Below are 15,871 nucleotides of genomic sequence, written 5' to 3'. Positions count from 1 at the left end.
TTATGAATAGCTATATCTTGGGGCTCCATATCGGTCATGACAGGGGAGCTGCATTAATCAACAACGGAAAAATTGTTTCTGCCATATCTGAAGAACGCCTTGATAGAGTTAAGCACTCCCCTGCAGATTTACTGCCGGAATTAGCAATAGAATATGTTCTAAATGAGTCCAAGATATCTAAACAAGAAATCACCCATATTGGGATAACTTTCGGCGGAAATATTATTTATGAAGACGTTGTAGAGGGATGGATTAGAAGTATCAGCGCAGAATTTGATCTCACGGAAGATAATATATATTTTGTTGGTCATCATATTGCACATGCATACAGTGCATACTATACTTCGCCATTTTCATCATGTGCAATTGTTGTAGCAGACGGATGCGGGGATGTTGATGAAAACGGGAATGCAGAGGCCGAAAGTTACTACACTGCTAAGAATGGGAAAATTTCTCTTGTTAGTTCTAGAACACAACAAATGCCTACTAAATATGGAAGCCCTTACACTGGATTTAGATATGACTATATGCCGGAAATGGAAAAGGACAATCCCATAAGCATTGGTCGTAAGTATGAGCAAATCACAAAATTAATCGGATTTGCATTTGGTCAAGCTGGGAAGACTATGGGCTTAGCTCCGTATGGAGACAAAATGATAAAATTTGACACAGCGACTAAAGGCATACATCACTCACTTAGCCGTAAAGATTACTTGGAAGAAATCCACCAGCTATACATAGATTCCGGAGTCCCATATAAAAATTTTATAAATACCAACAAATCCTCAATTGCATACGATATTCAGTCTACAATAGAAGATTTGATTTTAAGTTGTATTTCAGAACTAGCTAGTAATGTAGATACAGGCAATCTTTGTCTTGCAGGGGGAGTGTTTTTAAATTGTGTTGCTAACAAATTCATAGCAGACAGTAATCTTTTTAAAAACATATACATATTTCCAGCTGCAGGAGATGATGGCCAAGCATTAGGAGCAGCGTTTTACGTGTACAACTTCCTTGGTGGAGTTAATACGCCCCATAAGTTCAGTCCATTTCTTGGGCGCCAGTATACTCACACTGATTGTCAGCAGGCAATAACTAAAATGGGACTTGAAGGTACTGAATATAATAATGAAAATGAACTTGTGTCTATTCTGGCTGAGTTTCTTAGAGCAGGGAAGGTTCTAGGAATATTGAAAGGAAGGTCGGAGATGGGGCCGAGGGCGTTAGGCAATAGAAGTATCATTGCCTCTCCGCAAAATGCAAAAATGCGGGATCACATTAATAAAGAGATCAAATGCAGGGAAGATTTCAGACCATTTGCACCAATGACAACCTATGACACAGTAAGTAAATATTTTGATCTCGACTTTGAATCACCCTATATGCTTTATACATGCCAAGTCCTTGAAGAATATAAAAATCAGCTACCAGCCATTACCCATGTTGATGGTAGCGCTCGAATGCAGACAGTAGCGGAAGAAGACAATCCTTTTGTGTATAAACTCCTAAAGCAATTTGGAGAGTATACAGATATACCAGTTCTGTTGAATACATCTTTTAATACAGCTTACGAGCCTATTGTTGAATCTCCAGAAGATGCTTTGAGAACTTTTGTTAATTCCAATCTTGATGTGGTTGTTTTAGAAAATATTGTTGTTAAAAAATGATAAAGAAATACTTAGATAGCACCAGATACATATGCATTCACTACACACCGTCCAAAAGAGCTAAAGAAACAATTTTAAACAGTTTAAAAGAATTAAAAAATGCCATAGAGCATCCATGCTTACACACAACCATACTTTATGCTCCCGTTGTGAATAATAAATTCGAAGAAGCCCTGAAAATTATATCAAATAAAACCTCAATGAATATTCCTAAGGAATTATTCTATTCCAACTACCATCTCACTTCGTATAATACACTCTCAGCTGAAGTTGAACCTGGTGAATATTTAGTCTCTTTGCATCATAACTTCTTTTCGCTCCTCCGTGGATGCCTGCACGAAACTTATGTAAAACAGTACTTGGAAAAGGGAGTCCCTAATGATTATTTAGAATACTTGCACACTAGCAACTTTGGTAAAAACTATTCTCCTCACATGACATTAGGCCGCTTTGAAAGTGATAGCAGCAGAAACAGGACAATAGAACTCACACCAAGCCCGATTAAAGATACTGTAAGCGGATTGTTCTTTTCAGACGCAAACTCTCCAACTTTAAAGCCCATTATTCAAATTAGATAAATGTCATATAGTATCCGAAATCTCCAAATTTAAACAAAGGATCTGCAGGTCGTTCTAAGTAATTGTCATAAAGATCAGAAGTGTCATTGATGCCTAATGTTGATAATATTTCAAACCGAACGTTGGGGTAGTCATTAAGCTTAGAAAACAATAAATAGTTATAAACCAAAGCGTTCTGGAAAAATAAGGGCCTTGGCGAATTTACTACCGGGTATTTATAAAAACCCTGCTTCTTAGCATGACCCCATGCTGTACGATATGAATGGTAAGCTCCTTCCATATCCCCAAGCACTTGTTGAGCAAGAGCTTTATTGTTCATAGATAACCAAAGAAATACTCCATAACCGTATTTTTCAGCTTCATTGTATGAGTCGTCAAAAGATTTTATCGCCTCTGGAGCGTCTCCCTTTAAAAGATCATAGGTCCCTTTAAGCAGGTGAATTTTAGGAAGCGGGCCGACAAATCTCTTCTCTTGAGCAATTTCCAATAGTTCTTTCAAGCTGAAATACAGTTCATCTGGGTTAGCCTTCTGAAGAACAATTTCTTCCTGATGCATTACCAGTGCTGCGGTCAGTTTTATTCTGTCTTCAGCATATGCTTCAACGTCAGCATTGTTTTCATGCCATAGGGAAAATGCTTTTACTGGATTCTGTACAAAATACACTTCGGCACGGCCTATGCCGGCAATAGCCCTTAGGTACGGATCATTTTTAAGCTCAACTATTTCACGAATATTTTCAGTATTATCTTCTGCGCTATCTAAATCACCGATATACAGAAAATTCTTTCTCCCCCGATCAGCTGCTTCAAACCGTAAATCGAGTAATTCTCCTGTCGGATCGACGGAGTGGACATTACCCAGAAAATTAACAACTTTTGTAATATGAGCATGAGATATTTTGATGTCTGTTGCGTTTTGCGCCACATGACCGACAATTTGATTCAGTCTTGCTAATTTAAATTTATGTTCTTTGGTTTTGGCAACTCCTTCAGAGCGTAAAATCTCTTCCATCTTATATAAAGATTCTTTCACTGAATGAATTGTAGAATAGTAATTCTGAGTAAATTTTGAGACAAAAGCCTTCAAATAAAGCAAATCAAACAATTCATTTATGTACATGTTGTCTGTTTTTACTAATTGATCAAACAACATTTCTCCATATTTGAATATACTATAGGATGAAATAAGATTGTTCTTTTGGCTTACATCTGTAGCATCCCTTGCCCCCATTTCGTCCAGAACTAAGGATAATAATTTATTTCTATAATGTTTTGTTTCTGCGTAATGATACAGCTTGCTCAACTGCAAAGAATGCAGCTCCTCATCTTCGCTTACTTCCAGTAAGGTTCTTGCTGCTTTTGAAATTGAATTGCGGAATTCGCTTTTATGCGCGAGTTCAAATACAAAGTGTATTATATTTTCGTGTGTTATTTGGTATGTGTGCTCATCTTTTGATGTTATATAGTTTCTAGCAGTAAGCTCATGTAGAATTTTTTCGGAATCAGTTTCTTCTATTATTGATTTTACAGTTTCATGAGGGATTTCTACACCCCAAAAAGCCAACGCAGCAAGGATGACGACTCCTTCTGGGTCGAACTGGACAAGCGATCTTAATCTTTCATGAAAGACATCAATAAGTGTGCTGGGAAATCCGTCTTTAGAATAAAAGACCTCTGGCTTTTTGATTGAGTAGCCATTTTGCTGGTGCAGTTCGGCGATGGACTGTTCCGTCAGATATTCAAGAATTTGAAATAAGTTGAAGGGCCTATTCTGACACAGCGGGAGCAGTTTCTCTATCGCAGCTTCACTTATTCCATTCGTAAAAATAGCAGTAATAAGAGCCCGCATGTCTAATTCTGTCATTTCCTGGAGCTTAAATTCTTTGTACTGGGCTATATCATTCTCTTTGTTTGTTTTCGATAAGCCACTGAGATAAATTTTTAATTTGTCAAAACCTTTATTGTAGAAAGTGTCGTCATTTCTACCTGTGAAGACAAGAATAACAGGAGAACCGTTGTCAGCTTGCCTTAAATTCTCAATTAATTTGATTAAACACGAGAATGTTTCATCGTCTGCATGGTGTAAATCTTCGACCAAAATACAACATGTCTCGAGCAATGGTAAACTTAACAGATCTGCAATCTGACCTGCGCTCCACTCTCCATCAAGTGATTTTTGTGGTGCAGAACACAAGTTTGTCATTATTTGTTTTGTAATATTACGTAGAGGTTTTAATGATTTACCTCTTTCGATGTTACAACGAAAGTATTCAATGTTGTGCGAACTGGATAGTTCTTTCTTTGCTTCATCAAACAGCCTTGTCTTACCCCCGCCGGCCGGCCCAGTAATAAATACTATTGAATTGTTGTTGCTTGTCGTTCTCTCAGAAACGAAGTGAATCAATTCTCGTTTATTAAAATGTGCATTCTTGCCCTGATAAGGAGGAGTGTAATGAGGAATTATCGTAAAATCGCCAGCATCAATAGTTAAGATGGGGCCGGAGCTGTCACTATTACGATATAATTCTATGTTTGGCAGAGATGCACCACGGTCAGCATTAAGGCCAAGTATGTATTCGCAGTATGCTGACCCAAAGGGCGTCAAATGTTGAGTCCTTTTGGCCCCGGTATGAGAATGCCACATAGCTGTTTGCTGAATCTTAACGACAATATCTTTGCTTTTATTAGTATTGTTTTCGATCAAAACAGCTAAGCGCAGTTTCTCATTTTTCTTAATTTTTTGGCGTCCTTCAGATTCAGGATTTGCCATGTATATAGCACGTGTTTTAGGGTTAGAATCGTGATGATTTGATATGATTGTAAATGCATAGTGGGTTGAAATATCGCTGAATTTGTTGTCAAAATACTTGGTATAATTTAATTCATGTTTGTCAATGAAGTGACCAATGTAGTACTTATCTATCAACTCGGGGAAAGAGGACAGCAGTGAAGTTAATGTGGCTCGGTGAATAACCCTGAAATCAGTTCCATTGTCTTTTAGGACGGTATAGGCTTCAGCGTACGAATTCAAATTTATTTTGGCAGATGTAACTAAAATCAGTAACTTGCAATCAATGCTTTTTAAGGCAGCAACGACACTTCTGGCATAATCGGCAAGACTATTTTGCTTAGTATGCTTTGCTTCCCCGTAGCCTACTGCAGAAAAAACCTTGCTATCATCAATAACGACCAGGTCATATCCACCGTCGTTGATTGGTGATGTCAGGTCAATTTTGGAATCTGGAAAAATGCATGAGATGATGTCCGCTGCAAATCTTTCGAAAATTTGAGGGCTTAGTTCCTTCCAAACTCTTTCTTCCAAAAGAACGGCTGTTGGCTTGCTGTATGTAACCATAATTTCTAGTTATTTTAAAGTTTATATTACTCAACAAATCAGTTGATCATTAATCAAACTCAAACAATAAGAATTATATTATCCCAAAAACAACGTCAAAGCCTTTTTAAATAAACATAAAATGATATTTGTACATTTATATCCTGCCCCCTCCTTGCTTTATCTTTTAATCTGACGCGAAACGTTCCGCCCAATCTCATTCCTCAAAACCTTAACATTCCGCCCAAACATCATCCGCGCAAATCCCTGCGCAACCTGAGCAGCCCCAGGATCATTCACGCTGAAGAAAATTTTATCACCATTGTCTTTGACCATGGCTCCGCTTTTCAACGTGTAAAGCACGTTACCGGAGGAATCGACACGCCAGGTCATTTGATCCAGATTACGCTTTCTGGGATCATCCGTGCGCTTGGCCTCCTCGGCCTGCAACTGGAGCATTTTGGAAATGGATAATAGCCTGCGCTTATCTTTCCACGCCAAGCTTGAATCAGATCTGAACTGACTCTGCTTAAGCTTCAGTTCAGAGACTTTTGATGCCGGAGAATCAAAAACAGGAGAAGGATTACTTTGGATTGGCTCCTTCTTCGACCGCAGGACCTTCAGGGCGATTTCATCACCGCCCTCAGCCTTCCATTTCAAAAAGTCATTCCAGCGGTTGAACGGTGTTTGCTCACGCAGCTCTGCGCGCTTTCCGGACATTTCATTTTTGAGAGCTTCGATAGCCTCCGTCTTTCTGCCGGCAGCGAGAGCAATTAGCCGGCTACGATCTTTGATTCTAAGTTTTTTATCATTCTTAAGGGCCTTGATCTTGCCATCCCAATAGGAACTGGTCTGCTTCCAGCGACCATCCTGCTCTTCGCGCAGATCCTCATAAGCCTTTTTCCTGCCGGCAACAGCAGCCCGGTATTCGGCATACAGCTCACCGCGGTGCTTATGCAGCGGTCGAGCAACATACCTATCCTTCTCATTTACTACGATCCCCTTGGTCATCTGATAGTGGCCAAGCTGTGCCTCAAGTTTAGACTTGGTAAAATTCCGATCAAGCCGGCTAGCCTTAATTGCCGTCTTGGAATGACGGTCCTTGATGCTGCAACCATTCCCGCGCAATCGGACTTCGATCCCGATCTCTGCAAGTGACATATGGAATTCATGCCAGTCCTGCGCCTTGTCCAGAGACTTTAAGATAAAATCCTTGCGTTCCTTCACATACGAATCAAAGGACTGCTGGCCGGAGTGAGCTTCATAAGTAGCTGCACGGTCATTGCTGCGCTTCGGCTCCTGATCTTTCTTCCTGCCGTTATCGAACTTCAGAGCGAACTTCTGCTCCAGCTCACGGTGCAGCCGGTCGCGCTTGTAAAAATCCCGGTAAGGCTCGTAACGTGTCAGCTTCTCCGGATGAATCATATTATATGCGATGTGCATATGAATGTTGTTGGTATTCTTGTGAACCCCACAATGCCGCTGATGCTCCTCAAATCCCAAAGCTTTGGAGAACTCCTGCTCGATCTCTTTGAAATCCTTCTCCGTAAGGACGGATTCATCTTCCGGCCTGAAGGAAACTATTAAGTGATAGGTCTTCTCCTTGCGAGTACGCTGATTCAGATCCTGAGTATCGAGGACTTCCTGAATCGCCAGCTCGTAATCCTCACCAGCCCAGCAACCGGCACACCACGACATCAAGGTCTTTTCTCCCTTGTGCTTGGCGTCGGCAATGTAATCGGCCAACCGCCGATAATTGTCGTTTTGAGGCTTACAAGAAATCCTGCGGCTAATCATATGGTTCGGACCTTCTGACCTATTTCTTTCTGAAGCCGGCGGAGGTCTTCCAGCAAAGCTTCAACATCCATGCGATACTTATCATCATCAAGAATCCACATTTTAAGCAGACCGCCCAGACGGCCCTGATCAGCATTGAGCTTCAGCAGTTCCCGGCGTGCCTGCTGGTCAGTGCGGCTTTTGATTTCATGTCCCAGACAAACGGCTTTGGCAAAAGCAGACAGCGACAAACTGCACTGCTGTGCAGTCCTGCTGATCTGCTCGTACTCCTCTTTGGATACATAGGTTTTAATGACTTGCTTCTTTGAGGGCATTAGCTCTACCGGATTCACTGTTAATACCTTGCCAAACAAGACTTACAGCATGGGGGAGATAGGATTTTGGCAAATCTTCCAGCGATTCAATGCACATTTTTCCGCATGTATCAGCAAGTAACTCTTCACGAGTGCGTTGGCCGCAATGAGCCCAGTAATCGAACAGCCCATAAACCGGGGCCAACTCCTCCACCGAGCAGACATCCACGCCACGCAATTTAGGAGGAACAACACTCATGCTGATGTTGAGATACATCCATGCACTTTCTAAAGCCTGCACATCTATTTCATAAATATCCGAGACTCTGATTGCGCCCTCGATCTGCCGTTTGCCCTGCTCCCAGCTAAAACCCTCAAGATAGCACCAGTACCGAGCCATTCCCTCAAATGACTTTACGGCTTCCGGTGTCGCCTTTTTATACTGAATCTTTCCCTCTACCGGCGGGACCGTCAGCTTGGCCTCCATGGCATTGAAGGCCTCAAGAAACTTGATTTTCCACTCCATAGCCTTCTTGCCGGTAAACCCCATGGCAAGCAGGGAAAAGCCATCGCGGGTCATGTTGAATGAAGGACGTTTTTCTCCTTTTGAATCTACATATTCAACGGGCTCAAAATTGGACTCGTTAAAACTCTGAGGAATTTCCAATTCACGAATATCCCTGAGCACATGCTTATGCTGCTTTTCAAACAGTTCAGCCACTAACAATGAAGAAGCCATTGGCTGATTTTTCTCCATAACTAATTCGACAACAGTAGATACTTCATTGTTTTTACAAGTCTTTTTGTTCATCTCATATACTCCATAGTTTAACGATTAATGCCAGTCCAAAATTCAGGAGTACTGAATTCCGTCAGCAACTTGCGTTGAGCCGAAGGTGAATAAGCCAACCTCAGCCCCATGGCTGAGCAGGACGTAAGGGAGACCACTTTGAAAAAGTGGGCCTACCTTACCTGTCCTGCCTTCGGACTCCGCAGGAGTATACGCGATTTAGCGAAAAAATATCAATTTATTTAATTATTACTGCTAGTTCTTGATGATTATTGTTCATTCTCGTTAAGTCTTGAAAGCTCTTATTAATTCTCGTTATATTTCGCAAAAGATTAAAGACAGAGATAATAACAGAACTCAAAAGAATATAACGGCTGATTCAATCCAGCGGGAAAATATAAATGGACAAGCTCACACCAAAAAAACGAAGTTGGAATATGAGCAGGATCAAATCAAAAAATACGAAGCCTGAGCGAATAGTGAGATCTCTTTTGCACAATATGGGATTTAGGTTCCGACTTCACCGAAAAGACCTGCCCGGAAAGCCTGATATTGTCCTCCCCAAATATAAAACCATAATATTTGTTCATGGGTGTTTCTGGCACCAGCACCCAGGGTGTAAAGATTCCAAAATACCCAAATCAAACTCCGAATACTGGATTAATAAATTCAACAACAATGCAGAACGAGATAAGATTGCTGTTGAAAAGCTTGAAGGAGCTGGTTGGCATGTAATCACTGTCTGGGCCTGTGAGACCAAAGATTTAGACAGACTTGCAGGCTCTCTGTTTGAGGAAATTATGGATATGTAATGCTATACTGATAAAGAAGACATATTACACCAACAAGTCATGCTAACTCTTGTTAGTTCTTGCATAATCGTGCTGTTTTTTGTAGATCACTAACTACAAGAGATAATGGATTAATCACTCATTTTTTCATGGCTACAGAAAATGACACCGGGAGCCCCCGAACTGGCATGTGCCTACATGGTTTTAATGATTTGCCTTATGCTTAGTTTGAATAGGGAAGATTTACATTCAAACCATATTTTTCAACTCTTAAGATATAGTGGACAGACACAACACTGCTAACTAAGTACGTATCTCGCCCTCAGTGTATTAGGTTCAAGTTGATGCATGTTATTTCTTAATATTTTTGCAAAACTTCCCAGCATTTCCGACCTCAAATGAGTGTCTTACCATTTCTCGAGAGTAGATTTTTTATGAGCAACAAGAACAATGAAAAACCGATTTGTCCCCTGCTATCCTTTTTTACTGGAGCTGGCTTTTTAGATATTGGTTTTTTAAATAATAATTTCAACACAATATGGCACAACGAATACCATAAGCCATTTGTGGAAGGGTTTGAATTTGGTATGTCCGCCATGGGCCACAAAGGAACTTCAGCAAAAATTCAAAACACAAGATCAATAATCGACATTGGGCCCAACGAAATAATTGACGAAGCATTTAATGGGGCAAAACCACCCAAACTGTTTGGTATAATCGGTGGACCTCCCTGTCCTGACTTTTCAGTTGGAGGGAAAAACAGAGGTCATGAAGGAGACCATGGCCGACTGTCTGAAGTATACGTTAACAGAGTGCTTGAATTAAACCCCGCATTTTTCATATTTGAGAATGTTCCAGGTTTGCTCAGAACAGAAAAACACCGCAATTTTTTAGCAAGCCTTCTGCGCAAACTAAACAACAGATATGCCCTTGATATTAAAATACTTAATGCACTGGAATTCGGTGTTCCTCAAGACAGAGAGCGAGTCTTTATTGTGGGCTTTAACCTTAAATGGCTTCGAAACAATTGCTCACATGAACAAATTCAAAAAATCACCAAGTCGTCCTCACATCTATTACAGCTAGAAGAACTTTCATCTAAAGATTTTTTCAAAAAGCACAACCACTGGTTCCCCTGGCCAGAAAACCTCAAATTTAAAAATGCCAAAAAACGTTTTGAATGGCCCAGCAAGAAAGGGGCTGAAGCTACTTCAAATCATCCAACCTGCCCTACGGAGTTAATGGTAGGAACTCATATATGTGACCGCGATCTTTCTGGATATGCAAACAGCGGAGAGCATTTTAAACCTAAGAGTCCTAAGTTTCATACAATACTGGAAGGAGATGTCTCAAGGAAAAGTTTTAAGAGACTCCACAGACACAGATACAGCCCTGCTGCGGCATACGGAAACAATGAAGTACATCTTCATCCATTTCTTCCACGACGACTCACTGTCCGTGAAGCAATGATGATTCAAAGCGTTCCAACAGAATATGCTCTTCCTCCTGAAATGACTCTATCTAATAAATTTAAGACAATTGGCAACGGTGTCCCGGTAAAACTAGCAGAAGCTTTAGCTTCGTCCATTTCAAATTTTATCCAAAGAGGATGCGATGAAAACATTTGACTTAACTCCTGATCCAAGAGTTTTAATTGCACTTACCCACACACCTCTAAAGCCTCTTGATGCTTTATCAGAATTAATTGATAATTCTATAGATTCAATAAAACTCGCCCGTAATGCCGGCGAAGAGATAACTAATCCATATATTTTCCTGGACCTCCCCTCTGGAGCAGAGATCAAAGAAAAAAAAGGAATTCTTAGAATTCGCGATAACGGACTAGGAATGAGCCCTGAAATGACAGAACTGGCTCTAAAAGCAGGTTTTTCGGGAAATAACCCATACGATAGCTTAGGACTATTTGGTATGGGACTCAACATCGCAACAGGAAAGCTGGGGTGTACTACACGGTTAATTACTGCAAGGAAACAAGACCAATATGCCATTGAAGTGATTGTGGACCTTTTAGACATACAGGAGAAACAAACTTTTGAAGTAACTCCAATCTCTATCGATAAACCAGCAGATTTCACCAACGGCACTATTATTGAGATAAGCAACTGGTGGCCGGAGGGAAACCCTAATTGCGGATTTATTAAAAAACTCATTAGCTATGGACGCCCAAAAATACGGAAAGAACTTGGACGTAGGTATGCTACAATTTTAAGGGATAGCCCAGTCCGTTTAACTGTAGATGAAGAAGAATGTACCCCTTTTGAACACTGCGTCTGGAGTGACAACCGCTTTGTTGAAAGACAAAAACATGGCAAAATTTATGCGGTCCAAAAACTTTCAGAAACCATAAGACAGCAAACTCGTTGCACTCAGTGCTATGCGTTGATTCCTTCTGACAAAAATGAATGTCAGACCTGCGGTTCTGCATCGCACAGATCAATAGAAGAAAAAATTCATGGCTGGATTGGGATTCAGCGATATGATCACACCTCTGATTTTGGAATTGACCTCATCAGAAACGGACGCACTATCCGAAAGTTTGAAAAATCAGCATTTTTTGAATTTACAGACGAATTTGGCGGAGCAATTAAAGATTACCCTATTGATAGCCAATACGGCAGGATTGTAGGGGAAATCCACTTAGACCATGTTCCAGTAGATTTTTTAAAACAGCATTTTCAAACAAGCAGTCAAGAATGGCTTCGCGCTATGACCTTTCTTAGAGGAGAGAGCTCCCTGCAGCCAACCAAACCTGGAGCAGACCAAAACATCAGTCCAGTTTATAAGCTATATCAGGGGTATAGAAAAGTAAGAGAGCCTGGAAGAAAAGATATGTATATGGGTATCTGGGACGAAGATAAAGGAAAGCCCCAACGCATAGATAGAAAGACAGAATCAGAATTCCTTGAAAGATTTAATAAACGTCAGCCTGGATATTATGACGATACAGAATGGTGGAAACTAGTTGAACAGGCCGATGCAAAGCCGATTCAAGAGCTTACAGTGTGCCCAACCTGTGAAGCTCAAAATTTACCTTCCGAAGACACATGTACAGTTTGCCAAGAAATCCTAATCGGTAAACCATGTCTTGAATGCAATGAAAACATCGCGATTTCAGCACTCACTTGCCACCACTGTGGGAAATCACAAGTCCCCGAAGTGCAGGAACCATGGTCATGCAACGTCTGCGGAACAAAAAATAGAGCTGCAACTGAAACATGCACGTGCTGTGAATCTGTACGCGGGACAGTGAACACTCTTTCATTGGACTATCTGCAAAAAAATTCTAGCAAGCTTGAACGCCTATGCATTTCAGAATGTTCAGTTAAACTGGCAGACGGATCTCAAAGCATACCTATTGATGTTGAATGTTATCTCTCAAACAAACAAATGATACCTTTCTCTTCTACAGCTATTCCTGCTGTGACCTTTAAAAGTGATAAAATTCAAGTTTTCTTAGACAGCAAACACCCTTTATTTAAATCGCTAGGCATAAAACCTGAAGAGATAGTCACAGGGGAGGTTGCTCACTATATTCATGCGTCAACGACACGCCTTTCAAGCGGGACCTTTAATGCTCAGCACTCTCTTAGTAATATCAAATGGAATATTTTAAACAAATACTGGGCTGAGACTCTCTCCAAAACGCCTGAAAGTGTTAGAGAAGACGTTTCAGATTTTTTTACTGAAATAAAAATTCAGCTTGCACGTATTTTCCACAAAGATAGCCCTGATATATTCAACAATCTTACCGAGACTGATAAAAAAAATCTTGCGATTAATATCGTTGAAGAGGGCGAAGACATTGCAGCCCTTTCAGAATTCAAAGAAAATGGTAAATTCCTTTTATTCATTTCCCCTTCAACTATCGTTGATATTTTCCGTCAAAACTCACCACGCTTTTTTGACGGTGAGATATGGGACGAATCATATTCAACCGTTGCAGACGTGCCAGGGGAAGTTATGGAGATGATCCAAACTGAGCTGAAACGGACCTACCTGAACTGCCTTGAGGATTGCTGCAGCTTTTTAGCAGCACAAAAACCAGCTCACATAAGAGTTCAACGCGCTATAAACAGTATTGAATTTCTTAAACAAAAAATGAGCTTTTAGTCATGTTCCTAAATGACGCTAGCATAAGGGGCTCCTGGCAAGCATTTGAACGGCTTATTTGCCGATACTTGACTCATGCTGGTTTCTCGGGAACCAGACTGGTCGGCCAAAAAGGAGATAAAGGGGCAGACATTATTACTCATAAAGCAGGCCGACGCTGGCTTGTACAGGCCAAAAGATGGAAAAATAAAATTGGCTGCGATGTGGTTGACGAAACCCTTCGGGCATTAAAATACTACCGGGCAGAAATACCCGTAATTGTAACCCTAAATGGTTTTCAAGACATAGTACTCAGACAACAGCAGCAATTAATGGCACAGCAAATCCCTCTTCAGCTATGGAATGGATATGATCTGGTTAGTCGAGCTTCCAAACTTCCCGACGAATACCCAAAAGGCGATCCTTCCAGCTATTTAGAAAAAAGAACTTATCAAGAAGAAGCCATTCAGCAACTTTTGAATGCTTTTTACACCCACGAGATTAACCGGGCTTTAGTTGTAATGGCCACTGGGCTGGGGAAAACCCATGTGGCATGTGAGTTTATTAGACGCATTGAAAATATCCGCCCTATTCGTGTATTAGTTCTAGCCCACACAAACACACTTGTGTACCAGCTTGAAAAATCATTCTGGAAATATCTTAAAGCTTCTCATGAAACTCTTGTATGGAATGGATATGAACCTCAAGCACCAGAAGAAGTCAACCGAGCTCCCTACGTTTTTGCCTGCCTTAACACCGTTGCCAGCTTTTTTCAAAAATCCAATGAACTTGATCAATTTGATATAGTTCTTGTCGATGAATGTCACCATGTTGGGGATGATGGAATGTACTCAGAAATTTTGAAAAAAATGTCCGCGGGAAAACCTGGCGGACCTTTTTTGGTCGGTGTTACTGCGACTCCATGGCGCCCTGACGAATCTGATTTACGGGATTACTTTGGAAATCCAGTCATCTGTGTAGACCTGATCACAGGACTAAAAAAGGGTTTTCTCACTAATGTCGACTACCGGATGTACACTGACAATATTGACTGGCAATCTCTACACAAACTGAAGGGAAAACAATTCTCTCCCAAAAAAATTAATAGAACTCTTTTCATCTCTAACTGGGATGATGCAGTTGTATTGGAACTGCAAAAGGCCTGGTCTGAGCAGCAAAATCCACGGGCTATTGTTTTCTGTGGAACCATTGACCACGCACTCACAATGAGAGACAGAATCAATGCATTAAGTTTTTGCAGAGCTGAAGCAGTCTATTCAAAAACAAAGTCAGGCGCGAATCAAGACCCGGCAGAAAGAAATAGAATTTTATGTGATTTTCACGACGGAGCGGTCCATGTCGTATGCGCGGTAGATATTTTCAATGAGGGTGTAGATGTTCCTGACGTAAATATTGTTGTCTTTCAAAGAGTGACACACAGCCGGAGAATCTTCATTCAACAACTGGGAAGAGGCTTAAGATTAAGCGAAGGAAAAGAAAAAGTATTAGTTCTCGATTTCGTATCAGATATAAGGCGCTTTGCAGCAGGAATTGACCTGAAAGACTCTCTCGTTGACAACAATCCTTATACCGACGGGAAACCAATCACAATAAGACTTCCTAATAAAGTATCCTTTTGCCGTGTTGGAGGAGAAGATCCTAAAACTGAATCTTTTTTGCGGCAATGGCTTAACGATGTTGCCGCCATCGAAAATGCAGATGAAGATGCTGCTGTACTCAAATTCCCACCTCATATTGAAGGAGCTTAGCAATGACATTCAAAGAATTAATGCAAGACATTGAAAAACTTTGTGGATTAAGACTCGAGAGCATTAAATCCGGAGCTGACATACGTATCGAAGAAATCGACACGAAAAGAAAAAAAATTGTACTATACTCCTTCGCGCAAGATAAAAAAAAATCCAGATCTTTTGATGAAATAAGAAAAATATGGCGAGCACTAATTAGTCAAACGGCTGTCCATGTTGACAGCGCACTGGGAGGAAGTGGAAGCAGCAGAAATCAGCCTGAAACAATTATAGCAAATCTTCCATATATTGAGTGGCTCAAATACAAACGGCGCAAACACTTAGTCCTAATGGAATCACCAACCCATGGTTATGGTGATTCAAAACAGATGGATTCCATAAAAGCTACACAACTTAGAGAACAGCTTGAAAAGGAAGAACTGATGCCTCCTTCTAAAGAGCCTACTCAAATAGTTGTTGTCAGCGGGGATATCAGCGGCCACGCGGCCTCTCTGGAACAAATGTGTGGTATTCCTGCAAGATCTCTAGGGCAAGGCATATATGAATACTCAATGCCAAATAGTAAAGTTCTTTTAGTCTCAAATGGCAATCTTCCAGAAAATGTTAAACCAGGGACATATTTGGTATTAGACCGCAAGCCCCAAAAGACCCCAGGAACTAAAATCAAAATTGGAGAAACAACGTACCTTGTGCATGAAAAAAATGGGCTATGTACAATGTTTGTTTTAACGTAATGTCT

11 protein-coding genes are annotated in these 15,871 nt (G+C 40.8%); 7 read left to right on the top strand and 4 right to left on the bottom strand.

Annotated features, from left to right (window positions below):
* The first annotated feature begins 2 nt into the window (after positions 1 to 2).
* Both ACNI23_RS03960 and ACNI23_RS03955 read left to right on the top strand, forming a co-directional pair.
* Positions 3 to 1,670: a carbamoyltransferase family protein gene (locus tag ACNI23_RS03960; protein WP_420246907.1), complete on the top strand. Its 1,668-nt coding sequence runs from the start codon at positions 3 to 5 to the stop codon at positions 1,668 to 1,670.
* Positions 1,667 to 2,248, top strand: coding sequence for a hypothetical protein (locus ACNI23_RS03955; protein WP_420246906.1), 582 nt, complete (start codon positions 1,667 to 1,669; stop codon positions 2,246 to 2,248). The genes ACNI23_RS03960 and ACNI23_RS03955 overlap by 4 nt, the downstream gene beginning before the upstream one ends.
* Here ACNI23_RS03955 and ACNI23_RS03950 read toward each other — a convergent pair.
* The 4 genes from ACNI23_RS03950 to ACNI23_RS03935 form a co-directional block, all read right to left on the bottom strand.
* The gene (locus tag ACNI23_RS03950; RefSeq protein ID WP_420246905.1) at positions 2,241 to 5,603 is read right to left on the bottom strand and encodes an AAA family ATPase; all 3,363 of its coding nucleotides are present in this window, start codon (positions 5,601 to 5,603) and stop codon (positions 2,241 to 2,243) included. The two genes, ACNI23_RS03955 and ACNI23_RS03950, sit on opposite strands and share 8 nt — an antisense overlap.
* Positions 5,604 to 5,762: 159 nt before the next feature.
* Positions 5,763 to 7,328, bottom strand: coding sequence for a TraI/MobA(P) family conjugative relaxase (traI, locus tag ACNI23_RS03945; protein ID WP_420246904.1), 1,566 nt, complete (start codon positions 7,326 to 7,328; stop codon positions 5,763 to 5,765).
* Positions 7,329 to 7,375: 47 nt separating this feature from the next.
* Positions 7,376 to 7,693 (bottom strand): plasmid mobilization protein, encoded by a 318-nt coding sequence (locus tag ACNI23_RS03940; protein WP_420246903.1) that lies wholly within the window; start codon positions 7,691 to 7,693, stop codon positions 7,376 to 7,378.
* Positions 7,668 to 8,483 carry a Rha family transcriptional regulator gene (locus ACNI23_RS03935; protein ID WP_420246902.1) on the bottom strand — a complete coding sequence of 272 codons (816 nt, stop codon included), beginning with the start codon at positions 8,481 to 8,483 and terminating at the stop codon, positions 7,668 to 7,670. Before ACNI23_RS03935 ends, ACNI23_RS03940 begins: the two co-directional genes overlap by 26 nt.
* A gap of 380 nt (positions 8,484 to 8,863) precedes the next feature.
* On the opposite strand from ACNI23_RS03935, the gene ACNI23_RS03930 reads away from it, so the two are divergent.
* The 5 genes from ACNI23_RS03930 to ACNI23_RS03910 all read left to right on the top strand — a co-directional run bounded on the left by ACNI23_RS03930 (position 8,864) and on the right by ACNI23_RS03910 (position 15,866).
* Positions 8,864 to 9,274, top strand: coding sequence for a very short patch repair endonuclease (locus ACNI23_RS03930; RefSeq protein WP_420246901.1), 411 nt, complete (start codon positions 8,864 to 8,866; stop codon positions 9,272 to 9,274).
* A 413-nt stretch (positions 9,275 to 9,687) separates the two neighbouring features.
* Positions 9,688 to 10,881: a DNA cytosine methyltransferase gene (locus ACNI23_RS03925; protein ID WP_420246900.1), complete on the top strand. Its 1,194-nt coding sequence runs from the start codon at positions 9,688 to 9,690 to the stop codon at positions 10,879 to 10,881.
* On the top strand, positions 10,868 to 13,384 hold the full coding sequence (locus ACNI23_RS03920; RefSeq protein ID WP_420246899.1) for an ATP-binding protein: 2,517 nt from the start codon (positions 10,868 to 10,870) through the stop codon (positions 13,382 to 13,384). Before ACNI23_RS03925 ends, ACNI23_RS03920 begins: the two co-directional genes overlap by 14 nt.
* 2 nt (positions 13,385 to 13,386) lie before the next feature.
* Complete coding sequence (locus ACNI23_RS03915; protein WP_420246898.1) at positions 13,387 to 15,132, top strand: DEAD/DEAH box helicase family protein; 1,746 nt, start codon at positions 13,387 to 13,389, stop codon at positions 15,130 to 15,132.
* A 2-nt stretch (positions 15,133 to 15,134) separates the two neighbouring features.
* Positions 15,135 to 15,866 carry a hypothetical protein gene (locus tag ACNI23_RS03910; RefSeq protein ID WP_420246897.1) on the top strand — a complete coding sequence of 244 codons (732 nt, stop codon included), beginning with the start codon at positions 15,135 to 15,137 and terminating at the stop codon, positions 15,864 to 15,866.
* Positions 15,867 to 15,871 lie beyond the last annotated feature (5 nt).

This window comes from Maridesulfovibrio pacificus (SeqCode), assembly GCF_048612815.1.
Taxonomy (GTDB): domain Bacteria; phylum Desulfobacterota; class Desulfovibrionia; order Desulfovibrionales; family Desulfovibrionaceae; genus Maridesulfovibrio; species Maridesulfovibrio pacificus.
This window is presented reverse-complemented; position numbering and strand designations above follow the sequence as displayed.

Excerpts from the sequence above, each read along its gene's own strand:
- ACNI23_RS03960 (WP_420246907.1), top strand. The coding sequence starts at position 3 with ATGAATAGCTATATCTTGGGGCTCCATATCGGTCATGACAGGGGAGCT.
- ACNI23_RS03955 (WP_420246906.1), top strand. The coding sequence starts at position 1,667 with ATGATAAAGAAATACTTAGATAGCACCAGATACATATGCATTCACTAC.
- ACNI23_RS03950 (WP_420246905.1), bottom strand. The coding sequence starts at position 5,603 with ATGGTTACATACAGCAAGCCAACAGCCGTTCTTTTGGAAGAAAGAGTT.
- ACNI23_RS03940 (WP_420246903.1), bottom strand. The coding sequence starts at position 7,693 with ATGCCCTCAAAGAAGCAAGTCATTAAAACCTATGTATCCAAAGAGGAG.
- ACNI23_RS03935 (WP_420246902.1), bottom strand. The coding sequence starts at position 8,483 with ATGAACAAAAAGACTTGTAAAAACAATGAAGTATCTACTGTTGTCGAA.
- ACNI23_RS03930 (WP_420246901.1), top strand. The coding sequence starts at position 8,864 with ATGGACAAGCTCACACCAAAAAAACGAAGTTGGAATATGAGCAGGATC.
- ACNI23_RS03925 (WP_420246900.1), top strand. The coding sequence starts at position 9,688 with ATGAGCAACAAGAACAATGAAAAACCGATTTGTCCCCTGCTATCCTTT.
- ACNI23_RS03920 (WP_420246899.1), top strand. The coding sequence starts at position 10,868 with ATGAAAACATTTGACTTAACTCCTGATCCAAGAGTTTTAATTGCACTT.
- ACNI23_RS03915 (WP_420246898.1), top strand. The coding sequence starts at position 13,387 with ATGTTCCTAAATGACGCTAGCATAAGGGGCTCCTGGCAAGCATTTGAA.
- ACNI23_RS03910 (WP_420246897.1), top strand. The coding sequence starts at position 15,135 with ATGACATTCAAAGAATTAATGCAAGACATTGAAAAACTTTGTGGATTA.